The 21,886-nt window shown below is 64.8% G+C and carries 17 protein-coding genes and 1 pseudogene; 10 read left to right on the top strand and 8 right to left on the bottom strand.

Annotated elements, in window-relative coordinates; translation table 11 throughout:
- Positions 1–28: 28 nt before the first annotated feature.
- A complete protein-coding gene (gene ubiG, locus P1U75_RS07570; protein WP_300241656.1) occupies positions 29–775 on the bottom strand; it encodes a bifunctional 2-polyprenyl-6-hydroxyphenol methylase/3-demethylubiquinol 3-O-methyltransferase UbiG in 747 nt (248 codons plus the stop codon).
- A 47-nt stretch (positions 776–822) separates the two neighbouring features.
- On the opposite strand from ubiG, the gene pip reads away from it, so the two are divergent.
- From pip to infB, 6 genes are all read left to right on the top strand, one after another.
- Positions 823–1,800 carry a prolyl aminopeptidase gene (gene pip, locus P1U75_RS07565; protein WP_300241654.1) on the top strand — a complete coding sequence of 326 codons (978 nt, stop codon included), beginning with the start codon at positions 823–825 and terminating at the stop codon, positions 1,798–1,800.
- Positions 1,797–2,633: an ABC transporter substrate-binding protein gene (locus tag P1U75_RS07560; protein WP_300241652.1), complete on the top strand. Its 837-nt coding sequence runs from the start codon at positions 1,797–1,799 to the stop codon at positions 2,631–2,633. Before pip ends, P1U75_RS07560 begins: the two co-directional genes overlap by 4 nt.
- A 170-nt stretch (positions 2,634–2,803) precedes the next feature.
- Entirely contained in the window at positions 2,804–3,394 is a 591-nt protein-coding gene (gene rimP / locus P1U75_RS07555) for a ribosome maturation factor RimP (RefSeq protein ID WP_300241650.1), read from the top strand.
- Positions 3,394–5,025 (top strand): transcription termination factor NusA, encoded by a 1,632-nt coding sequence (gene nusA, locus P1U75_RS07550; RefSeq protein WP_300241648.1) that lies wholly within the window; start codon positions 3,394–3,396, stop codon positions 5,023–5,025. The genes rimP and nusA overlap by 1 nt, the downstream gene beginning before the upstream one ends.
- A gap of 23 nt (positions 5,026–5,048) precedes the next feature.
- A complete protein-coding gene (locus P1U75_RS07545) occupies positions 5,049–5,672 on the top strand; it encodes an RNA-binding protein (RefSeq protein WP_300241644.1) in 624 nt (207 codons plus the stop codon).
- A 5-nt stretch (positions 5,673–5,677) separates the two neighbouring features.
- Positions 5,678–8,152, top strand: a complete 2,475-nt coding sequence (infB, locus tag P1U75_RS07540) for a translation initiation factor IF-2 (protein WP_300241642.1) — start codon at positions 5,678–5,680, stop codon at positions 8,150–8,152.
- A gap of 406 nt (positions 8,153–8,558) precedes the next feature.
- Here the strand turns inward: infB and mutT are convergent, their stop codons facing one another.
- The 3 genes from mutT to P1U75_RS07525 are packed head-to-tail and all read right to left on the bottom strand — an operon-like array spanning position 8,559 to position 11,032.
- Positions 8,559–8,957: an 8-oxo-dGTP diphosphatase MutT gene (mutT, locus tag P1U75_RS07535; protein WP_300241640.1), complete on the bottom strand. Its 399-nt coding sequence runs from the start codon at positions 8,955–8,957 to the stop codon at positions 8,559–8,561.
- Positions 8,954–10,180, bottom strand: coding sequence for a bifunctional glutamate N-acetyltransferase/amino-acid acetyltransferase ArgJ (gene argJ, locus P1U75_RS07530; RefSeq protein ID WP_300241638.1), 1,227 nt, complete (start codon positions 10,178–10,180; stop codon positions 8,954–8,956). The genes mutT and argJ overlap by 4 nt, the downstream gene beginning before the upstream one ends.
- Before the next feature lie 3 nt (positions 10,181–10,183).
- Entirely contained in the window at positions 10,184–11,032 is an 849-nt protein-coding gene (locus P1U75_RS07525; protein WP_300241636.1) for a peptidylprolyl isomerase, read from the bottom strand.
- A 173-nt stretch (positions 11,033–11,205) separates the two neighbouring features.
- Between P1U75_RS07525 and secA the strand changes: the two genes are divergently transcribed.
- The 3 genes from secA to P1U75_RS07510 all read left to right on the top strand — a co-directional run bounded on the left by secA (position 11,206) and on the right by P1U75_RS07510 (position 16,613).
- The gene (gene secA / locus P1U75_RS07520) at positions 11,206–13,917 is read left to right on the top strand and encodes a preprotein translocase subunit SecA (protein ID WP_300241634.1); all 2,712 of its coding nucleotides are present in this window, start codon (positions 11,206–11,208) and stop codon (positions 13,915–13,917) included.
- 101 nt (positions 13,918–14,018) lie between these two features.
- Positions 14,019–15,029, top strand: coding sequence for a hypothetical protein (locus tag P1U75_RS07515; RefSeq protein ID WP_300241632.1), 1,011 nt, complete (start codon positions 14,019–14,021; stop codon positions 15,027–15,029).
- 24 nt (positions 15,030–15,053) lie between these two features.
- A complete protein-coding gene (locus P1U75_RS07510; protein ID WP_300241630.1) occupies positions 15,054–16,613 on the top strand; it encodes a phosphate ABC transporter substrate-binding/OmpA family protein in 1,560 nt (519 codons plus the stop codon).
- A gap of 2 nt (positions 16,614–16,615) precedes the next feature.
- Here the strand turns inward: P1U75_RS07510 and radC are convergent, their stop codons facing one another.
- The 3 genes from radC to dnaK all read right to left on the bottom strand — a co-directional run bounded on the left by radC (position 16,616) and on the right by dnaK (position 20,801).
- Positions 16,616–17,377, bottom strand: coding sequence for a DNA repair protein RadC (radC, locus tag P1U75_RS07505; RefSeq protein WP_300241627.1), 762 nt, complete (start codon positions 17,375–17,377; stop codon positions 16,616–16,618).
- 277 nt (positions 17,378–17,654) lie between these two features.
- Complete coding sequence (dnaJ, locus tag P1U75_RS07500; RefSeq protein WP_300241625.1) at positions 17,655–18,809, bottom strand: molecular chaperone DnaJ; 1,155 nt, start codon at positions 18,807–18,809, stop codon at positions 17,655–17,657.
- Positions 18,810–18,887: 78 nt separating this feature from the next.
- Complete coding sequence (dnaK, locus tag P1U75_RS07495; protein ID WP_300241622.1) at positions 18,888–20,801, bottom strand: molecular chaperone DnaK; 1,914 nt, start codon at positions 20,799–20,801, stop codon at positions 18,888–18,890.
- Between the two features lie 221 nt (positions 20,802–21,022).
- On the opposite strand from dnaK, the gene P1U75_RS07490 reads away from it, so the two are divergent.
- Positions 21,023–21,625, top strand: a complete 603-nt coding sequence (locus tag P1U75_RS07490; RefSeq protein ID WP_300241619.1) for an alpha-ketoglutarate-dependent dioxygenase AlkB — start codon at positions 21,023–21,025, stop codon at positions 21,623–21,625.
- A gap of 4 nt (positions 21,626–21,629) precedes the next feature.
- Here the strand turns inward: P1U75_RS07490 and P1U75_RS07485 are convergent.
- Positions 21,630–21,886, bottom strand: a pseudogene (locus P1U75_RS07485) (ABC transporter permease); the annotation flags it as partial.

Raw genomic sequence — 21,886 nt, 5'->3', positions numbered from 1 at the left:
CACGCGGGCGGCTCAGTCCGCCGCGATTTCAGCCCCGCTTCACGCTTGCCGTGACGTAGTTCACGCTCAGGTCGCGGTCGGAAATGCTCCAGCTCCAGCCGACCGGGTTGAACACGAAGCCCTTGCGGTCCACGGGTTCCACCCCGGAATTCGCCAGCAGCTCGAACAGCTCGTCCGGGGTGATGAACTTTGACCACTCATGGGTGCCGCGCGGCAGCCAGCGCATCACCACCTCGGCCCCGAGGATGGCGACGGCGTAGGATTTCGGGTTGCGGTTGATGGTCGAGCAGATGTGCAGCCCGCCCGGTTTCAGCAACTGCCGGCAGGCGGTGAGATAGGACAGCGGGTCGGCCACATGTTCGACCACCTCCATGTTCAGCACCACGTCGAACTGTTCCCCTGCCGCGGCCATCGCCTCGGCGGTGGTGTGGCGATAGTCGATCCGGAGTCCCGATTGCTCGGCGTGGATGCGCGCGACGGGCAGGTTGCCCTCGGCCGCGTCGGCACCCACCACCGTGGCGCCCAGCCGCGCCATCGGTTCGGAAAGCAGCCCGCCGCCGCAGCCGATATCGAGGATCCGAAGCCCCTCGAACGGGCGCTGCGCCGCAAGATCGCGGCCGAACTCCCCCGCGATCTGGCCGGTGATATAGTCCAGCCGGCAGGGGTTGAGCATGTGCAGGGGCTTGAATTTACCCGACGGATCCCACCATTCCGCAGCCATCGCTTCGAATTTCGCGATTTCAGACGGGTCGACCGTGGTTTGAGACACTTGCATTCCGATCACCGTTCGATCTTTATTCCGAGACGTTATATAGGGCTGTAATGGACAAATTCCCGGATCAAAAGCGCGCAGTGCAGTATCTTTACCCGCCGTTCGACCCGTTCGATCAGCGGATGGTCGATGTCGGGCAAGGCCACAGCGTCTATGTCGAGCAATGCGGCAACCCCAAGGGCATACCCGTCGTGGTGCTGCATGGCGGCCCGGGGGGCGGCTGCAGCCCGGCGATGCGGCGCTATTTCGATCCCGAGATCTACCGGGTGGTGCTGTTCGACCAGCGCGGCTGCGGCCGGTCGCGGCCGCATGCCTCGATCACCGACAACACCACCTGGCATCTGGTGGCGGATATCGAGCGGATCCGGGTTCTGTTGGGAATCGAGGAGTGGATCGTTTTTGGCGGCAGCTGGGGGGCGACGTTGTCGCTGATCTATGCCGAGACGCATCCAGAGCGGGTCACGCAGCTGGTCCTGCGCGGCGTGTTCCTGATGACGCAGGGCGAGCTGGACTGGTTCTATGGCGGCGGCGCCGGGCGGTTCTGGCCCGAGACCTGGGCGCGGTTCGTGGCGCCGATTCCCGAGAACGAGCGTGGCGACATGATCGCGGCGTACAATCGGCGGCTGTTTTCGGGCGATCTGAACGAGGAAACCAAATACGCCCGGGCCTGGTCGGCCTGGGAAAACGCGCTGGCCTCGATCCAGTCCAACGGCCGGTCGGGCGAAAGCCCGGGCCACTACGCCCGCGCCTTTGCCCGGCTGGAGAATCACTATTTCGTCAATGCGGGGTTCCTGGAGTTCGACGGGCAGATCCTGGCCAACATGGGCCGCATCTCGCATATTCCGGGGGTGATCGTTCAGGGCCGCTATGACATGATCTGCCCGCCCAGCGCAGCCTGGAAGCTGAACGAGCTTTGGCCGATGGCAGAGTTGAAGATGGTGCGCAATGCGGGGCATGCTTTGTCCGAGCCCGGAATCAGCTCCGAACTGGTGCGGGTGATGGATCGGATCGCGGAGGCGATGGCATGACACGTCTGGACCGGCGCGCACTGTTCACATCGGGTGCGGCCGCCGCCCTTTTGGCGGCGACCGGCGTGTCGCTGGAGGCCGCGCCGCGACCGGGCGGGCGTCTGCGTCTGGCGGTGCCGCGCGACGGCAGCCTGGAGCAGGTGGCGCGCGGGGCGCTCTACGACGGGCTGACCGAGATTGGCCCGGACGGGGTGCTGCGCGCGGAACTGGCGGAAAGCTGGCACGGCGGCGCCGACGCCCGCGACTGGCGGTTCGACCTGCGCGGCGATATTCCCTTTCACGACGGCCGGATGCTGGGCGCCGGGGATGCGGTGACCTCGGTCCTGGCCTGGGATGTGCCGGGCGTGCTGCGGGTCGAGGCGACCGGACCGCTGTCGCTGCGCATCGAACTGGCCGAGGGCAATCCGGACCTGCCCTATCACCTTGCCGCGCCGGGCCGGATCGTTGCCCCCGGAGGCGGGATCGAGGTGCCGCTTGACCGGGCGGTGGGCACCGGAGCCTACCGGGTGGAGCGGGCGCAGGCGGGCCGACATTTCCGCGCCACCCGGGTGACGGATCATTACAAGGCCGGCCGCGCCGGCTGGGCTGACAGCATCGAGGTGCTGGTGATTCCCGACGAGGTCGTGCGCGCCGAGGCGCTGCGCGACGGCTTCGTCGATGTGGCGGCACTGCCGGCGCCCGAGGGCCTGCTGGGGCGGGGCGAGTTCCGTTATCACCCCTCGGTCGAGGAGATGGCGCTGGCGGCGCATCGCGGCGTGGGCATTCCCGGCAAGATCGGCACAAGGGCGGCGCTGGACGACGGGCGGATCGCCGAACGGTGGTGGATCGCGTGACGCCCTGACCGGTCCGATTCCCGGGAAATCGCGCGACCCTCAAGAGAAGGCTTGAAGACTCGGGGCATGCGGCGTATATGCCCCTCAACAGCGGCGCGTCAGGCTCTGGCCTGGGGCACCACCGGAATTATTTGACGGGCCGCGCGCCCGTTTTTTTGTGTTTGGACGATATGAGCAACGATCTGATAGCAAAGGCCGCGATCGACCGGCGCCTGGCCGAGATCATCACCCCCGCGATCGAGGATCTGGGGTTTGAGCTGGTGCGCGTCCGGCTGATGTCGGGCAAGTCCACCACGCTGCAGGTGATGGCCGATCGGCCCGATGGCGGCATCGAGGTGGACGATTGCGCCGAGATTTCCAACGCGGTCAGCGCGGTTCTGGATGTCGAGGATCCGATCCTGGATGCCTATACGCTGGAGGTGTCCAGCCCCGGCATCGACCGGCCGCTGACCCGGCTGAAGGATTTCGAGACCTACGAGGGCTACGAGGCCAAGCTGGAAACCGCAGAGCTGATCGACGGCCGCCGCCGCTTCAAGGGGATGCTGGCCGGGGTCGAGGGGGACGAGGTTCTGATCAACATCGACGAGGACGGTGCGCCGGTGACGATCGGGCTGACCTTCGACTGGCTGAGCGACGCCAAGCTGGTCCTGACCGACGACCTGATCAAGGAAATGCTGCGCCAGCGCAAGGCGGCCGGCGCCCTGGACGAAGACAAATTCGACGAAATCGAGACCGAAGGGTCCGTTGAGGAGGACATGTGATGGCAATCACTTCCGCAAACCAGCTTGAGCTTCTGCAGACCGCCGAGGCGGTGGCCCGCGAAAAGATGATCGACCCCGGGCTGGTGATCGAGGCGATGGAAGAGAGCCTCTCGCGCGCGGCCAAGAGCCGGTACGGCGCCGAGATGGACATTCGCGTCGCCATCGACCGCAAGACGGGCCGCGCGAGCTTTACCCGCGTGCGCACCGTGGTCGAGGATGAAGAGCTGGAGAATTACCAGGCGGAAATGACCGTCGAACAGGCCAAGCAATACCTTGACGCCCCCGCAGTCGGCGACGAGTTTGTCGAAGAAGTGCCCCCGGTTGAAATGGGCCGGATCGCCGCCCAGTCGGCCAAGCAGGTGATCCTGCAAAAGGTGCGCGAGGCCGAGCGGGACCGCCAGTTCGAAGAGTTCAAGGACCGTGCCGGAACCATCATCAACGGCGTCGTCAAGCGCGAGGAATACGGCAACGTCATCGTCGACGTGGGCACCGGCGAGGGTATTCTGCGCCGCAACGAGAAGATCGGCCGCGAAAGCTATCGCCCCAACGACCGTATCCGCTGTTTCATCAAGGACGTGCGCCGCGAACCGCGCGGGCCGCAGATCTTCCTGTCGCGCACGGCGCCGGAATTCATGGCCGAGCTGTTCAAGATGGAAGTGCCGGAGATCTACGACGGCATCATCGAGATCAAGGCGGTGGCCCGCGATCCGGGCAGCCGCGCCAAGATCGCGGTGATTTCCTATGACAACTCGATCGACCCGGTCGGCGCCTGCGTCGGCATGCGCGGCAGCCGGGTGCAGGCGGTGGTGAACGAGCTTCAGGGTGAAAAGATCGACATCATCCCGTGGTCCGAGGATATGCCGACCTTCTTGGTGAACGCGCTGCAGCCGGCCGAGGTGTCGAAGGTGGTGCTGGACGAGGAAGCCGGCAAGATCGAGGTCGTGGTTCCCGAGGAGCAGCTGAGCCTGGCCATCGGCCGGCGCGGCCAGAACGTGCGGCTGGCCAGCCAGCTGACCGCGCTCGACATCGACATCATGACCGAGGAAGAGGAAAGCGCGCGCCGCCAGAAGGAATTCGAGCTGCGCACCGGCCTGTTCATGGAAACGCTGGACCTGGACGAGTTCTTTGCCCAGCTTCTGGTCTCCGAAGGGTTCACCAACCTCGAAGAGGTTGCCTATGTCGAACAGGACGAGTTGCTGGTGATCGACGGGGTCGACGAGGGCACCGCCGAGGAGCTTCAGGCGCGCGCGCGCGACTATCTGGAGGCCCAGGCCAAGGCCGCGCTGGAGAATGCCCGCGCCCTGGGTGTCGAGGACAGCCTGGTTGAATTCGATGGCCTCACACCCCAGATGATCGAGGCGCTGGCCAAGGACGACATCAAGACGCTGGAAGATTTCGCGACCTGCGCAGACTGGGAACTGGCCGGCGGCTGGACCACGGTCGAGGGAGAGCGGGTCAAGGATGACGGCCTTCTCGAACCTTTCGACGTGTCGCTGGAAGAGGCGCAGAACCTGGTCATGACGGCGCGTATCCAGCTTGGCTGGGTCGATCCCGAGGAGCTTTTGGCAGAGGACGCCGAGACCGGGGACGACGACGGCGATACCGCGGCAAACCCGGAGGCCGGGGCCTGATCTCAGGCCCCGTTGGGTCCGACATGGGTCGCGGTGGCGCCTCGAAAGACCGGCAGGACGGTCCCGAGCGGAAGTGCATCGCCACAGGCGAGGTGCAGCCGAAGGGCGGTCTGATCCGTTTCGTGATGGGACCGGACGGCGAGGTGGTGCCAGATATACTGGAAAAACTTCCCGGTCGGGGTGTATACGTTGCCGCCGACCGGGCGGCGCTACAGCGGTCGGTTGACAAGAACCTGTTTGCCCGCGGGCTGAAGCAGAAGGTCAAGGTGCCGCCGGATCTGATCGATGTGGTTGAGCGGCAATTGGTCCGGCGGGTGATCGACCTGATCAGCCTGGCGCGCAAATCCGGCGCTGCGGTGTCGGGTTATGAAAAGGTGAAATCCTGGCTCGACAGGGAGGACGCCGAAGTGCTGATCCAGGCAGTCGATGGATCGGGACGGGGAAAATCGAAGCTCAGCACACCGCATTTTGGCCGCTACATCGGCTGGCTGACGGCGGATGAGCTGGGCATGGCCTTTGGTCGTGAAACTGTGATACATGCCGCGCTGGCCTCTGGTGGACTCGGCAAACGTGTTGTAGAGGAAGCGCAACGCTTGCGAGGATTGCGCGAAACGAACGACGGCACCGGCCGTCGGGAAGGAAAATAAGCTTTATGAGCGATAATGACGGCAAAAAGACATTGGGTTTGCGTAGCGGGTCCCGTCCGGGGAACGTGAAGCAGAGTTTCAGCCACGGCCGGACCAAGAACGTCGTGGTGGAAACCAAGCGCAAGCGCGTTGTCGTGCCCAAACAGGGTCCGGCCAAATCGGCCGGAGGCGGGTCGGCCAAGACCGGCGATCCGTCGCGTCGCCCCGCCGGTATTTCCGATGCGGAGATGGAGCGCCGGCTGAAGGCGCTTCAGGCTGCCAAGGCACGAGAGGTCCAGGAGGCCCGCCAGCGCGAGGAAGACGAGCGTCAGCGCGCCGAGGACCGTGAACGCCGCCGCGCCGAGGCCGAGGCCAAGGAGCGCGAACAGCGCGAGGCCGAAGAGCGCGCGCGCCAGAAAGCCGAGGACGAGGAACGCAAGAAGCGCGAAGCCGAGGAGGCCGCCAACAAGGCCGCCGCCGCGCCGGCGCAACCGTCCGAACCGGAACCGGTCCGCGGCAAGCCCGCCCTGCAACCCGTGCGCAAGGTCGAGCGCGAGCAGCCCGCCCGGGCACCGCGCAAGGGCCGCGACGATGGCGGCCGCCGTGCCGGCAAGCTGACGCTGAACCAGGCGCTTTCGGGCGGCGAAGGTGGTCGGCAACGGTCGATGGCCGCGATGAAGCGCAAGCAGGAGCGCGCCCGTCAAAAGGCCATGGGCGGCGCTGTCGAGCGCGAAAAGGTCGTGCGTGACGTTCAGCTGCCCGAAACCATCGTGGTCAGCGAGCTGGCCAACCGCATGGCCGAGCGCGTCGCAGATGTGGTCAAGTCGCTGATGAACATGGGGATGATGGTCACGCAGAACCAACCGATCGACGCCGACACCGCCGAACTGATCATCGAGGAATTCGGCCACAGGGTGGTGCGGGTTTCCGATGCCGACGTCGAGGACGTGATCAAGGAGGTCGAGGACAACCCCGAGGATCTCAAGTCGCGTCCGCCGGTCATCACCATCATGGGCCATGTGGACCACGGCAAGACCTCGCTGCTCGACGCGGTGCGCGACACCAGCGTGACCTCGGGCGAGGCCGGCGGGATCACCCAGCATATCGGCGCCTACCAGGTGAAGACCAAGGACGGCGCAAAGCTGACCTTCCTCGATACGCCGGGCCACGCGGCCTTTACCTCGATGCGGTCGCGCGGGGCGCAGGTGACGGATATCGTCATCCTCGTCGTTGCCGCCGACGATTCGGTCATGCCGCAGACGATCGAGGCGATCCACCACGCGAAAGCGGCCGGCGTGCCGATGATTGTGGCGATCAACAAGATCGACAAACACTCGGCCGATCCCGACAAGGTGCGCGCCGAATTGCTGCAGCACGAGGTGATCGTCGAAAAGATGTCCGGCGAAGTGCAGGATGTCGAGGTTTCGGCGATAACCGGTCAGGGCCTGGACGAGCTTCTGGAAGCAGTCGCGCTGCAGGCCGAGATCCTTGAACTCAAGGCCAACCCGGAGCGCGCTGCGCAAGGTGCGGTGATCGAGGCCAAACTGGACGTGGGCCGTGGCCCGGTCGCCACGGTTCTGATCCAGCAGGGCACGCTGCACCAGGGCGACATCTTTGTCGTCGGCGAGCAGTACGGCAAGGTCCGCGCGATGGAGAACGACCGCGGCGAACGTGTCAAGGATGCGGGTCCGTCGGTTCCGGTCGAAGTGCTGGGTCTCAACGGCACGCCGGAAGCCGGTGATGTTCTGAACGTGGTCGACACCGAGGCGCAGGCCCGCGAGATCGCCGAGTACCGTCACGAACAGGCCAAGGAAAAGCGTGCCGCGGCCGGTGCGGCGACGACGCTGGAACAGCTCATGCAGAAGGCCAAGGACGACGAGAACGTGGCCGAACTGCCGGTTCTGGTGAAGGCCGACGTGCAGGGCTCTGCCGAGGCCATCGTTCAGGCGCTGGAAAAGGTCGGCAACGACGAGGTGCGGGTGCGCGTGCTGCATTCGGGCGTCGGCGCCATCACCGAAACCGACATCGGCCTGGCCGAGGCCTCGGGCGCACCGGTGATCGGCTTCAACGTGCGGGCCAATGCGCCGGCACGGAACGCGGCCAACCAGAAGGGCGTCGAGATCCGCTATTACTCGGTGATCTATGACCTGGTGGACGATGTGAAGGCCGCGGCCTCGGGCCTGCTGTCGGCCGAGGTGCGCGAAAAGTTCATCGGCTATGCCGAGATCAAGGAAGTGTTCAAGGTCACCGGCGTCGGCAAGGTTGCCGGCTGTCTGGTCACCGAGGGCGTTGCCCGCCGGTCGGCCGGGGTTCGCCTCCTGCGCGACAACGTGGTGATCCACGAGGGAACGCTGAAGACGCTGAAGCGGTTCAAGGACGAGGTTGCCGAGGTTCAGTCGGGCCAGGAATGCGGCATGGCCTTCGAGAACTACGACGATATCCGTCCCGCCGACGTGATCGAGATCTTCGAGCGCGAGGAAGTGACCCGGACGCTGGAGTGATTCGGCCAGAAGACGGAACCAGGAACGAAAAGGGGGGACGGCAGATCATTGCCGTCCCCCCTTTCTTCATGGTCGGGAAATTTCTGGCGGCCTAAGCGGCGGCCTCAACTGGCTTGCCTTGATAGATTTTCTTGCCGACTCGAACTGCGATTCGGCCGTCCGACAACGCGCGGACAAAAATTCCTTGTACCGAAACACAGCTACCTACTGTGATGGTCCGAAGCACGTCAGTTCCTCCCTGAACAGTTGCGACACTTCAATGCTACACCACAAGTGGGACAGACACCTATACACAAAAGGCTCACATATTGTGCAACAAACTGTCACACTCCACAAAATGTACGCATTTCCTGTTCAAGAACAGGTGCTTTTGACCCCATCCGCCACGCAATTGCGCCGCCCGGCGTTACAGCAAGTCGCGTAAGACCGGGATCAGCGGCAAATCCGCGGGCGGCATCGGATAGTCGCGCAAGTCGCGCGCCCGCACCCATTTGAGCGTCTGCCCCTCGCGCGCGACGGGCTGGCCCTGCCACTTTCGGCAGGCAAAAAGCGGCATCAGCAGGTGAAAATCCTCGTAGGCATGGCTGGCAAAGGTCAGCGGCGCCAGGCAGGAGGCCCAGGTGTCGATCCCCAGCTCCTCCTCCAACTCGCGAATCAGCGCCGCCTCCGGTGTTTCGCCGCGCTCGACCTTGCCGCCCGGAAACTCCCACAGCCCGGCCATCGACTTTCCCTCGGGCCGCTGCGCCAGCAACACCCGCCCGTCAACGTCAATGAGCGCGACGGCCGAGACCAGAACCGTTTTCACGACCGGTAATCCGCGTTGATCGAGATATATCCGTGGGTCAGGTCGCAGGTCCAGACCGTGGCGCGCCCGTCGGCGAGGCCAAGATCGACGGCGATCACCAGGTCCTGCCCCTTCATGTAGGCGGCAGCGTCGGCCTCCCGGTAGTGGGGGGAAACCCAGCCCTTTTCGGCCACCAGGATCTCGCCAAAACGGATGCTGAGCAGGTCGCGGTCGGCGGCGGCGCCGGACTTGCCGATGGCCATAACCACGCGCCCCCAGTTGGGATCCTCGCCGGCGATGGCGGTCTTGACCAGCGGCGAGTTGGCGATCGAGAGCCCGTGCGTCTTGGCATCGGCGTCGTTGGCCGCACCCGTCACCCGGACCTCGACGAACTTGGTCGCGCCTTCGCCATCGCGCACGACCTGCTGGGCAAGGTCCAGCATCACGCCATGCAGCGCGGATTCGAACGCCGCGTTTCCGGTGGCGTCGACCCCCGCGGCGCCGGTGGCGCAGAGTATCAGGCTGTCAGAGGTCGAGGTATCGCTGTCGACGGTGATGCAATTGAAGGTGGTACCGGTCAGTTTCGACAGCAGCGTCTGAAGCGCGCCCTGGTCAAAACCCGCGTCGGTAAAGATGTAGACCAGCATCGTCGCCATGTCCGGCGCAATCATCCCCGAGCCCTTGGCGATGCCGGCGATGTTTACCGGCGTGCCGTCGATCTCCAGCGTGGCGCAGGCGCCCTTGGCAAAGGTGTCTGTGGTCATGATCGCGCGCGCGGCGGGCTCGATGGCCGCGTCGCTGAGTGTACCGGCCAGATCGTCAAGCTTGGCGGTGATTCGCTCATGCGGCAACGGCTCGCCGATCACGCCGGTCGATGCGGTAAAGACCCGCCCGGGTGCAACCCCGGTCGCCTTGGCCACCGCCGCGGTCACAGCCGCAACCGAGGTTTGACCGTAATGCCCTGTAAAGGCGTTGGAATTGCCCGAGTTGACCAGGATCGCGGCGGGCCCGTCGGAGGCGCCGCCCAGCTTGGCCTGGCAATCCAGAACCGGGGCCGAGCGGGTGGCGGAGCGGGTGAACACCCCGGCCACCGCGGTCCCCGGGCGCATCACCGCCAGCATCACGTCATCGCGACCCTGGTAGCGGACCCCGGCCGCCCCGGCGGCGAACCGCACGCCGCCGATCCGCGGCATCTGCGGAAACCCGGCGGGGGCAAGCGGCGATACATGGTCGATCTTGGCCAATTCTCAATTCTCCAAAAGGTCGAGGGTTCCGATCACACCGGGGTCCAGCCCCTCGATCTCGGGGCGCTCGACGGTGGCCTCGGCCACCAGGGCGTCAGCCCGTTCCGCGACCGCCTTCTGGCGCAGTTCTCCGGCCAGCTCCTCGCGCACGTCATCGAATGCGGGGGGCGCCTTGGCGCGGGTTTCGTTCAGCTTGACCACGTGCCAGCCGAACTGGGTTTTCACCGGGTCCGAGATCTGGCCCGGTTCCAGCGCCATGACCGCCGCCTCGAACTCGGGCACCATCATGCCCTTTTCGAACCAGCCCAGCGCTCCGCCGTTTGGGCCCGAGGGGCCGGTGGATTTCTCCTTGGCAAGCGCGGCGAAATCGGCGCCGGATTCGAGCTCGGAGGCGATCGCCTTGGCCTCCTCCTCGGTCTCGACGAGGATGTGGGCTGCGTTGAACTCCTGCGCGTCGTAGTCGGCGCCGTAGGTCGTGTCATAGGCGGCCTTCAGATCGGCGTCGCCCGCCGCCCCGGCCATGATCCGCTCGATCTCTTCGCCGGCCAGAAGCGAGCGGCGCTCATTTTCAAGCGACAGCGCGACCCGCTTCGGCACCTCGCCGGCAAAGGCCTGCTCCAGGGCGCTTTGCTGGATCAGCTGCTCGACGATGGCATCGTAAAGCACCTCGGGCGGCAGCTGCTGGTACTGCTGCGGTAGCGCGGCGCGGGCGATGATGACGTGGCCCAGCTTGATCTCCTGCCCGTTGACCCGGGCGACAATGGTGTCGGCGCTGGGCGGTTCTGCCCGGACCGGCAGCGCCATCGCGGCGGCAATCGCAAGGGCAGGCAGGAAAGTGAAACCTTTGGGCATTGAATCATCCTAACGTTGGACCGCGACCGGGCGCGGCGTTGACACTGTTTCAACCGCCCCTTACATCGCCTTAAGGCCGACGTCAGGACCGTCTTTCCCCCCGTATCTATGGGTTGTGCGCAGGGCGGGCAAGCCTGACAAAACCACGAAAAGTCAGAGCCGCTGGAGAAGACATGCTGGGTATCGGAACACTCGCCAAAAAGGTATTCGGCACGCCGAACGACCGCAAGATCAAGGCGACACGCCCGCTGGTCGAGAAGATCAACGCACTGGAGCCCGAGTTTGAAAAGCTCAGTGACCAGGGGCTCAAGGACAAGACCGAGGAGTTGCGCAAGCGCGCGCAGGAGGGCGAGGGCCTCGACGACCTTTTGCCAGAGGCCTTTGCCAACGTGCGCGAGGGCGCCAGGCGCGCCCTGGGCCTGCGGGCCTTCGACACCCAGCTGATGGGCGGCATCTTCCTGCACCAGGGCAACATCTCGGAAATGAAGACGGGCGAGGGCAAGACGCTTGTCGCCACCTTCCCGGCCTACCTCAACGCGCTGGTGGGCAAGGGCGTGCATGTGGTCACGGTCAACGACTACCTGGCCAAGCGCGACTCCGAATGGATGGGCAAGGTCTTCGAGGCGCTGGGCATGCGGGCCGACGTGATCTGGTCCGGCATGGGGCCGGAAAACAAGATCCGCGCCTACGAGGCCGACGTGACCTATGGCACCAACAACGAGTTCGGCTTCGACTACCTGCGCGACAACATGAAGTCCGAGCTCAAGGACCTGTTCCAGAAGCATCACTATTACGCGATCGTCGACGAGGTCGACAGCATCCTGATCGACGAGGCGCGCACGCCGCTGATCATCTCCGGCCCGGCCGACGACCGGTCCGAGCTGTACAGCACCATCGACGCGATCATCCCGCTGCTGTCTGACGATCACTATGAGCTCGACGAGAAGACCCGTGGCGTGACCTTTACCGAAGAGGGCAACGAGTTTCTCGAGGAACAGCTTCACGCCCGCGGGCTGCTGGACGAGGGCCAGACGCTGTACGACCCGGAAAGCACGACCATCGTGCACCATGTCAACCAGGGCCTGCGCGCGCACAAGGTGTTCCAGAAGGACAAGGACTATATCGTGCGCGATGGCGATGTGGTCCTGATCGACGAATTCACCGGCCGGATGATGCCGGGGCGCCGCCTGTCCGAGGGGCTGCACCAGGCCATCGAGGCCAAGGAACAGGTCGAGATCCAGCCCGAAAACGTGACGCTGGCCAGCGTCACCTTCCAGAACTTCTTCCGGCTCTACGAAAAGCTCGCCGGGATGACCGGCACCGCGGCGACCGAGGCCGATGAATTCGCCGAGATCTACGGCCTTGGCGTGGTCGAGGTTCCCACCAACCGGCCGATTGCGCGGATCGACGAGGACGATCAGGTGTTCCGCACAACCGCGGAAAAGTACAAGGCCATCATCGAAGAGATCGGCAAGGCCCACGAAAAGGGACAGCCGGTTCTTGTCGGGACTACCTCGATCGAAAAATCCGAAACGCTGTCGAAGATGCTGGATGAGGCGGGGATCACCCACAACGTGCTGAACGCCCGCCAGCACGAGCGCGAGGCCGAGATCGTCGCGGATGCGGGCCGTCTCGGTTCGGTGACCATCGCCACCAACATGGCCGGTCGCGGCACCGACATCCAGCTTGGCGGCAACATCGACCTGAAGGTGATGGCCGCGCTGGAGGAGAACCCGGAGGCCGACCCGGCCGAACTGCGCGCCGCGGAAGAAGCCAAGCACGCAGCGGAAAAACAAAAGGTGATCGAGGCGGGCGGGCTGTTCGTGATCGCCTCGGAACGCCACGAAAGCCGCCGCATCGACAACCAGCTGCGCGGCCGCTCCGGCCGCCAGGGCGACCCGGGCCGGACCGTCTTTTTCCTCAGCCTCGAAGACGATCTGATGCGTATCTTCGGCTCCGAGCGGCTGGACCGGGTGCTCAAGACGCTGGGCCTGAAAGAGGGCGAGGCCATTATCCACCCCTGGGTCAACAAATCGCTGGAGCGCGCCCAGGCCAAGGTCGAGGGTCGCAACTTCGACATGCGCAAGAACATCCTCAAGTTCGACGATGTGATGAACGATCAGCGCAAGGTGATCTTTTCCCAGCGGCGCGAGATCATGGCCGCCGAGGATCTCTCGGATATCGCGGGCGACATGCGCCACCAGGTCATCGATGATCTGATCGATGCCTACATGCCGCCGAAATCCTATGCCGACCAGTGGGAGACCGAGGCGCTTTACGCGCAGGTGATCGAAAAGCTGGGCCTTGACGTTCCGGTGATCGAATGGGCCGCCGAAGAGGGCGTCGACGACGAGGAAATCCGCGAGCGCCTGGTCAAGGCCAGCGACGAGATGATGGCGAAAAAGGCGGTCGATTTCGGCCCCGAGAACATGCGGCAGATCGAAAAGCAGGTTCTTTTGCAAACGATCGACACCAAATGGCGCGAACACCTGGTGACGCTGGAGCACCTGCGTTCGGTCATCGGGTTCCGCGGCTATGCCCAGCGCGATCCGCTGAACGAGTACAAGACCGAGAGCTTTCAGCTGTTCGAAGGCATGCTCGACGGGTTGCGTGAAACCGTGACCCAGCAGTTGGCCCATGTACGCCCGCTGACCGAGGAAGAGCAGCGCCAGATGATGGCGCAGATGGTCGATCAGGAGGCAAAGCTTCAGCAGCAGGCCGATGTCGCCGAGGCTGAAGCCAAGGGAGAGCCGGTCGCAAGCGACGGTGCTGTCCCCGGGTTCGTCGAGGACGACCCGAGCACCTGGGGCAACCCCGGCCGAAACGAGAAATGCCCCTGCGGCAGCGGCAAGAAATTCAAGCATTGCCACGGGCGGCTGACCTGACCCGCGACATGAAGTTGCCAGAATGACTCCCACGCGTGGCCACATGATGGCCGCGTTTTCCGGGCACATCTGACCAGACCCGAATGGTGACGGAGGATGTGATGTCCAAACTGCGTTTGATTGGCCTGGCTGGCGGCACCCTTGCCTGTGCGCTTGGTATCGGCCACGTGATGCAGCGCGGGCAACCCGCGCCGACTTACACGCCCGCCCCGGCTTCGGCCAAGGACGCGCCCGCCGCGTCACCGCGCCCCGATGTGGTGCGCATCGCCGAGGTTTCCGCGCTGGATATCGAGAAGATCGCGCTGACCGCGGCCCGAACCGATGACGATGTGACGCGAAATCGTCCAAACGCCCCGTCTCTCCCCGCCCCCGTGGCCGCATCCACCCCCGACACTGTGCTGCCGACCACCCCGAAAGATCCCGAGGTGCCCGAACTGGGCTGCGCCGTGACGGCCCGGGCAACACCCGGCCCGATGGCGATGGTCGATCTTGCGGTCGCCGCACCCTGTCTGGGCAATTCGCGCCTGGTGGTGCACCACAACGGCATGACCTTCACCGCCATCACCGACGTACAGGGCAACCTTGACGTGACCGTGCCGGCGCTGGCGGAACGGGCCGTTTTCATCGCCGCCTTCGACAATGGAGAGGGCGCCGTCGCCACCGCGCGGGTGGAGGATATCGCCGATTTCGACCGGATCGTCCTGCAATGGCAGGGAGAGGCCGGGTTCCAGATCCACGCGCTCGAATTCGGCGCAAGCTATGGCGAGCCGGGCCATGTCTGGTCCGGGGCCAAGGCTCAGGGCGCGGCCGGCCGCACCACCGGATCGGTGATCCGCCTGGGCGAGGGCGATGCGCTTTCGCCGCTTCTGGCCGAGGTCTACACCTTTCCCGTGGCCCGCGCCGACCGCGCCGGCGACATTGCACTGAGCGTCGAGGCCGAGGTGACGCCGGGCAACTGCGGTCGCGACATTTCCGCCCAACTGCTTGAGCGCAAGGGAAAGGGCCGGGTTCAGACGCGGGAGCTTGACCTCTCGGTGCCGGGTTGCGATGCGGTTGGTGATTTTCTGGTGTTGAACAATCTGCTGGATGACCTGAAGATCGCGGCAAAGTAATCCGCGGATGAATCAAGGGCACTCATGAATTGGTCTCGTGCGGCGGCAATCGCCGCACTCTTTCTTTTTTCGCTTTCTGCTCCCTTGCTGGCGCAGGACATCACGTTGACATCGCCAGACGGTGCTGTGGAAATTTCCGGCACGCTGTTGGGGTTCGACGGCGAATTCTACCGTGTCGACACCAAGTTCGGCGAGTTGACGGTGGACGGCTCTGGCGTGTCCTGCGACGGGCCGGGATGCCCCAGCCTGACCGACTACGTGGCAGAACTGTCGCTGTCGGGCTCATCGACCATGGCGGAGGTTCTGTTGCCGGCGCTGGTCGAGGGGTTTGCCCTGCGCAACGGATGGCGCGCCGCGCGCGAAACCCTGGATGGAAGCCACTTCCGCTACAGCCTGCTGCGCCCCGAGACCGGCGCACCGATGGCCTATTTCACCTTTCGCGTCAGCACCACCGACGAAGGGTTCGCCGATCTTCTGGCCAACGAGGCCGACATCGTCATGGCCATGCGCGAGATTCGCAAGGATGAACGCCGCCGCGCCTTCGAGGCCGGGATGGGCGACATGACCGACATCAACCGAAGCCGCGTTCTGGCGCTGGATGCGATGGTGCCGATCGTGGCGCCGGGAAACCCGGTGCGGCGGATCTCGACGCCGGAACTGGCCCGGATCTTTTCCGGAGAGATTATTAACTGGTCCGAGCTGGGCGGACCGGACGCGCCGATCGACCTGCATTTGCCCGATGCGGGCACGGGCCTTGCGCAGGCGGTGGAGGACAGGCTTTTGCATCCTGCGGGCCTTGACCGTGCGAAAGAAGTGCAACGCCACGCCCGCAGCAGCGATCTGGCCCGCGCGGTCAGCGCCGATCCCTTTGCCATCGGCATCGCCAGCTTTGCCGAGACCGGCGCGGCCCGCGCGCTGACCCTGACCGGAAGCTGTGGCTTCTCGCTCGCTGCCAGCCGACGCACGATCAAGACCGAAGATTATCCGCTGACCTCGCCGATGTTCCTCTACCTCCCGGCGCGGCGGTTGCCCAAGGTCGCGCGCGAGTTTCTGCTCTACGTTCAAAGCCCGGCGGCACAGATCGTGATCCGGCGCGCGGGGTTTGTCGATCAGGCGCCGGAACGGATTTCCCTCAACACCCAGGGCGACCGGCTGTCGAACGCGATCGCCGCGGCCGGGGAAGAGATTCCGCTGGACGAGTTGCAGCGCATGATCGCAACGCTGGGGCCGCTGGCGCGACTATCGACGTCCTTTCGGTTCGAAACCGGCTCGGTCCGGCCCGATGCGCAATCGCGCGCCAATATCGCCCAACTGGCCCGCGCCATCGAGATCGGCGCATATGATTCGGCGACACTCCTTTTCGTCGGGTTCAGCGACGGGCAGGGGCCGGCTTCGGCGAACCGCCGCATTGCCATGAAACGGGCCGAGGCGGTACGCGACGCGGTGCGACAGATGGCGCAAACACCGGGCGAACCGCGGGTCGAGATGGCGGTGGAGGCCTTTGGCGAGGCGCTGCCGATGGCCTGTGACGACAGCGACTGGGGCCGTCAGGTGAATCGGCGGGTCGAGGTCTGGGTGAAGTGAGCCTATAAAAGGCCCTCGGCCCGGAAACTGATTTCGCGCGACTTGCCGATGATCAGATGGTCGTGCAGCGTGATCCCCAGCGCGGCGCAGGCCGCGTTGATCTTTTCGGTCATGCGGATGTCGGCCTCCGACGGGCTGGGATCGCCCGAGGGGTGGTTGTGCACAAGGATCAGCGCCGAGGCGTTCAACTCCAGCGCGCGCTTGGCCACTTCGCGCGGATAAACGGGCACGTGATCCACGGTGCCGCGTCCCTGTTCCTCATCCGCGATCAAGGTGTTCTTGGTATCCAGGTAAAGCACGCGGAATTGTTCCGTATCCCGATGCGCCATCGTGGTGCGGCAATAATCCAGAACCGCGTCCCAGCTTGAAATCACGTGCCGCTTTAACACCTTGGCGCGTGCCATCCGGTGCGCGGCGGCCTCGACGATCTTCAGGTCGGCGATTACCGACGGGCCGATTCCGTCAACCTTGACCAGCCGCTCGGGCGCGGCGGCGAGGACGCGGTTGAAATCGCCGAACTGGTCCAGCAGGGCGCGCGCCAGCGGTTTCACGTCACGCCGCGGGATCGAGCGGAAGAGCAAGAGCTCCAGCAATTCATAATCCGGCATCGCACCGGCGCCGCCGGTCATGAACCGGTCGCGCAATCGTTGCCGGTGATCGCGGATGTATGAGGGCAGCCGCCCCGCCGGCAACGGCATCTCCGGCGCCTCGTCCGGGGAAAAGAGAGAACCGGAAGCTTCGTGAAAGGCGGGCGGCTGGGTCATGCGGGAGAGGCTGCGGCCGGCGCGGTAAACGCGGGGTTAACGAATGAGAGCGGAGTGCCCGGTCATCCCGGCGCAGGCGGGGATCGTTCAGACCCTGCGCCAATCCAGGGAGGTCCCCGCTTTCGCGGGGATGACAGGGGGAGTTGTGATCAATGGGGACCGCCGGAAAAGGAAAAAGGCGCCCCAAGAGGCGCCTTTTTCTCTACTATAGCGAGTGGTCGGGGCTCCGCCCGTTCGGCGCTGAAAAATGTCCACCGGACCTTTTTCCGGGCGCGCCTCACCCCTTCATGCTGTCCCAGAAGGATTTGACCGACGAGAAGAAGGTCTTGCTCTCCGGGTTGTTGTCCTCGCTCAACGCGTCGAACTCCTTCAGGATCTCCTTCTGGCGGCCGGTCAGGTTCACCGGGGTTTCCACCGCCAGTTCGATGAACATGTCGCCGTGCCCGCCACCGCGCAGCGGCGGCATGCCCTTGCCGCGTAGGCGCATCTGCCGGCCGGACTGGCTGCCGGCCGGGATCTGCACCCGCCCGCGTCCACCATCGATGGTCGGCACCTCGATGGCGCCGCCCAGCGCCGCCGTCGACATGCTGACCGGAACCCGGCAATAGAGGTTGACCCCGTCGCGCTCGAACAGCTCATGCGGCGCGACCTCGACGAAGATATAGAGATCGCCGGTCGGGCCGCCGCGCATCCCGGCCTCGCCCTCGCCGGCCAGCCGGATCCGGGTGCCGGTTTCCACGCCCGCAGGGATGTTCACGCTCAGCGCGCGGTCCTTCTCGACCCGGCCGGCACCGCCGCAGGCCTTGCAGGGGTTCTTGATGATCTGGCCCATGCCCGAGCAGGTCGGGCAGGTGCGTTCGACGGTAAAGAAGCCCTGCTGTGCGCGGACCTTGCCCATGCCGGAACAGGTGGGGCAGGTGGAGGGCTCGACCCCGCCCTCGGCGCCGGTGCCCTCGCAGACCGAACAGGCCACCGAGGTGGGCACGTTGATGGTTTTCTGGATGCCGGAATAGGCCTCTTCCAGGGTCACCCGCAGGTTATAGCGCAGGTCCGAACCGCGCGTCGCACGCTGCCGGCCGCGCTGGCCGCCCATGAAGTCGCCGAACAGATCGTCGAACACGTCCGAGAACGCGCTGGAGAAATCGCCGCCGCCACCGCCGCCGCCGAATCCGGGGCCGCCGGGGCGCTGTCCGCCGCCCATCCCGCCTTCGAAGGCGGCATGGCCGAAGCGGTCGTAGGCGGCCTTTTTCTCGGCGTCCTTCAGGATCTCATACGCCTCGTTGGCCTCCTTGAATTGCGCCTCGGCCTCGGGGTTGTCCTTGTTGCGGTCCGGGTGAAGCTCCTTGGCCTTGGTGCGGTAGGCTTTCTTGATCTCGTCGGCCGATGCGCCCTTGGACACGCCCAGAACGTCGTAAAAATCACGTTTTGACATCGGTCATTATCCTTTTCCCGGAACGCATGCGGGCCGGTCCGGAGACCGGCCCGGCCCGTCATTGTCCGGTGTTACACCTCAGGAACGCTTGTCGTCGTCGAGGTCTTCGAACTCGGCATCGACGATGTCATCTTCGCCCGGACCGGCATCGGCCGCGCTGGGCTCCTCGCCGGCCTCTTCCTGGCTGGCCTTGTAGATGGCCTCGCCAAGCTTCATCGCAGCCTCGGTCACGTTCTGCAGGCCCGACTTGATCTTGTCGGCAGTGACATCTTCCTTCTCAAGGTCGTCCTTGAGCGCGGCCATGGCCAGTTCGATCGCCTCGACGGTCGTGGGATCGACCTTGTCGCCATGCTCCTCGACCGATTTCTCGGTCGAATGGATCAGGCTTTCGGCCTGGTTCTTGGCTTCGATCAGCTCGCGGCGGGCCTTGTCCGCCTCGGCGTTCTCCTCGGCGTCCTTGACCATCTTGTCTATGTCCTCGTCGGACAGACCGCCCGACGCCTGGATGGTGATCTTCTGCTCCTTGCCGGTGCCCTTATCCTTGGCGGAAACCGACACGATGCCGTTGGCGTCGATGTCGAATGTCACCTCGATCTGCGGCATGCCGCGCGGCGCCGGCGGGATGTTCTCCAGATTGAACTGGCCGAGCATCTTGTTGTCGGCGGCCATTTCCCGTTCGCCCTGGAACACGCGGATGGTCACCGCGCCCTGGTTGTCCTCGGCGGTCGAGAAGACCTGGCTTTTCTTGGTCGGGATGGTGGTATTGCGATCGATCAGCCGGGTGAATACGCCGCCCAGGGTCTCGATCCCCAAGCTCAGCGGCGTCACGTCGAGCAGCACCACGTCCTTGACGTCGCCCTGCAGAACGCCGGCCTGGATGGCGGCGCCCATGGCGACAACCTCATCCGGGTTCACACCCTTGTGCGGCTCTTTCCCGAAGAACTTGGTCACTTCCTCAAAGACCTTCGGCATCCGGGTCTGACCACCGACCAGAACCACCTCGTCGATGTCCGAGGCCGACAGGCCGGCATCTTTCAGCGCCGCGGCGCAAGGCTTGAGCGAAGCCTTGATCAGATCGCCAACCAGGCTTTCCAGCTTGGCGCGGGTCAGTTTCATGACCATGTGCAGCGGCGAGCCGTCCGACCCCATCGAGATGAAGGGCTGGTTGATCTCGGTCTGCGACGAGCTTGACAGCTCGATCTTGGCCTTTTCGGCGGCTTCCTTCAGCCGCTGCAGCGCCATCTTGTCCTTGGTCAGGTCGACGCCATGCTCTTTCTTGAACTGGTCGGCCAGGTAATTGACGATCCGCATGTCAAAGTCTTCGCCGCCCAGGAAGGTGTCGCCGTTGGTCGACTTCACTTCGAACAGCCCGTCATCGATCTCCAGGATGGTCACGTCGAAGGTGCCGCCGCCAAGGTCGTAGACGGCGATGGTGTGGCTTTCGCTCTTGTCGAGGCCATAGGCCAGCGCGGCCGCGGTCGGCTCGTTGATGATGCGCAGGACCTCAAGCCCGGCGATCTTGCCGGCGTCCTTGGTCGCCTGGCGCTGGGCGTCGTTGAAATAGGCGGGAACCGTGATGACGGCCTGCGTCACCTCTTCGCCGAGATAGCTTTCGGCGGTTTCCTTCATCTTGCCCAGAATGAAGGCGGAGATTTGCGACGGGCTATATTTCTCGCCCTTGGCTTCGACCCAGGCGTCGCCATTGCCGCCGTCGATGATGTTGTAGGGGACGATCTTCTGGTCTTTCGTCACTTCCGCATCGGTGGTGCGGCGGCCGATCAGGCGCTTGACGGCGAAGATGGTGGCGTCGGGGTTGGTGACGGCCTGGCGTTTCGCCGGCTGGCCGACCAGCCGCTCGTTGTCGGTGAAGGCGACGATCGAGGGGGTCGTGCGGGCCCCTTCGGCATTTTCGATGACCTTGGGTTGCGCGCCGTCCATGATGGCGACACAGCTGTTGGTGGTTCCCAGGTCGATCCCGATTACTTTGCTCATGCGTTTCGATCCCTTTTCAATTTCAAGGCGATTACCCGAGGCCTGAACCCGTTACGGCATCCCGGCCCCGATGATGTGGCACGGCGGTGGTGCGTCGTGCGTCCCGGCGTATATAGGGAGCAGGAAAAGCCCCTGCAACCGTCCTTGACGGCCGGTATTCACGAATTTGTGAGTGATTTCTGCTGCGATCTGAGGGGGCTGGGCTGACAGGGGGCGTTGTGATGACCCGGCTTTCGATCCGCGATGTCGAGATCGCGAAATCCTATCTTGACGCGGCGGCCCAGGCGGCACTGATCGAGGCATTGCGCCCGGTGCTCAAGGCGGCACCGCTCTTCACGCCGGAAACCCCGTCCGGCCGCAAGATGTCGGTGCGGATGACCTCGGCCGGACGGTTCGGCTGGGTCTCGGACCGTAAGGGGTATCGCTATGCACCGCACCATCCCGGCGGCGCGGACTGGCCGCCGATCCCGCGAGAGGTGCTGGAGATCTGGCGCGACGTGACCGGACTGGAAAGAGACCCCGATTGCTGCCTGATCAACTACTACGGCGAAGGCGCGCGCATGGGCCTGCACCAGGACAAGGACGAGGCGGACTTTTCCTTTCCCGTGGTCTCGGTCAGTCTCGGCGACGACGGGTTGTTTCGCATCGGCAATCCCACCCGTGGCGGCCGGACGGAAACGGTCTGGCTGAACTCCGGCGACGTGGTGGTGATGGGCGGACCGGCGCGGCTCACCTATCACGGGGTGGACCGGATCCGGTTCAAATCCTCGCGGCTGCTGCCAAGGGGCGGGCGTCTGAATCTGACCCTGAGGGTGGCGACCTGACCCGCTAGCGCCGCGCGCTCCAGCTGAGCGAGGCATGGCGGCGGGTATAAAACTCGCCCATCAGCCCGATCATCAGCAGGACGATGCCCACCCATGCCGCGTATTGCCAGCTGCTGTTCATCGGGTTGTAGTTGAGAAAGACGAAGCCGCGCGACTGGTCGATGCTGTGAAACAGCGGATTCCAGGAAAAGATCGGCAGCATGAAGCCGGGCAGCGAATTGGCAAGGAACATCTTGCCCGAGGCGATCATGTTGGCGCGCT

It is taken from the genome of Antarcticimicrobium sp., assembly GCF_029212575.1.
GTDB lineage: Bacteria > Pseudomonadota > Alphaproteobacteria > Rhodobacterales > Rhodobacteraceae > Antarcticimicrobium.
Note: the sequence above shows the minus strand (reverse complement) of the source record. Positions and strands in the feature narration are given on the sequence as shown.

What these genes read in the sequence shown, in the direction of transcription:
- ubiG (WP_300241656.1), bottom strand. Translation starts at nt 775, where the DNA reads ATGCAAGTGTCTCAAACCACGGTCGACCCGTCTGAAATCGCGAAATTC.
- pip (WP_300241654.1), top strand. Translation starts at nt 823, where the DNA reads ATGGACAAATTCCCGGATCAAAAGCGCGCAGTGCAGTATCTTTACCCG.
- P1U75_RS07560 (WP_300241652.1), top strand. Translation starts at nt 1,797, where the DNA reads ATGACACGTCTGGACCGGCGCGCACTGTTCACATCGGGTGCGGCCGCC.
- rimP (WP_300241650.1), top strand. Translation starts at nt 2,804, where the DNA reads ATGAGCAACGATCTGATAGCAAAGGCCGCGATCGACCGGCGCCTGGCC.
- nusA (WP_300241648.1), top strand. Translation starts at nt 3,394, where the DNA reads ATGGCAATCACTTCCGCAAACCAGCTTGAGCTTCTGCAGACCGCCGAG.
- P1U75_RS07545 (WP_300241644.1), top strand. Translation starts at nt 5,049, where the DNA reads ATGGGTCGCGGTGGCGCCTCGAAAGACCGGCAGGACGGTCCCGAGCGG.
- infB (WP_300241642.1), top strand. Translation starts at nt 5,678, where the DNA reads ATGAGCGATAATGACGGCAAAAAGACATTGGGTTTGCGTAGCGGGTCC.
- P1U75_RS07525 (WP_300241636.1), bottom strand. Translation starts at nt 11,032, where the DNA reads ATGCCCAAAGGTTTCACTTTCCTGCCTGCCCTTGCGATTGCCGCCGCG.
- secA (WP_300241634.1), top strand. Translation starts at nt 11,206, where the DNA reads ATGCTGGGTATCGGAACACTCGCCAAAAAGGTATTCGGCACGCCGAAC.
- P1U75_RS07515 (WP_300241632.1), top strand. Translation starts at nt 14,019, where the DNA reads ATGTCCAAACTGCGTTTGATTGGCCTGGCTGGCGGCACCCTTGCCTGT.
- P1U75_RS07510 (WP_300241630.1), top strand. Translation starts at nt 15,054, where the DNA reads ATGAATTGGTCTCGTGCGGCGGCAATCGCCGCACTCTTTCTTTTTTCG.
- radC (WP_300241627.1), bottom strand. Translation starts at nt 17,377, where the DNA reads ATGACCCAGCCGCCCGCCTTTCACGAAGCTTCCGGTTCTCTCTTTTCC.
- dnaJ (WP_300241625.1), bottom strand. Translation starts at nt 18,809, where the DNA reads ATGTCAAAACGTGATTTTTACGACGTTCTGGGCGTGTCCAAGGGCGCA.
- dnaK (WP_300241622.1), bottom strand. Translation starts at nt 20,801, where the DNA reads ATGAGCAAAGTAATCGGGATCGACCTGGGAACCACCAACAGCTGTGTC.
- P1U75_RS07490 (WP_300241619.1), top strand. Translation starts at nt 21,023, where the DNA reads ATGACCCGGCTTTCGATCCGCGATGTCGAGATCGCGAAATCCTATCTT.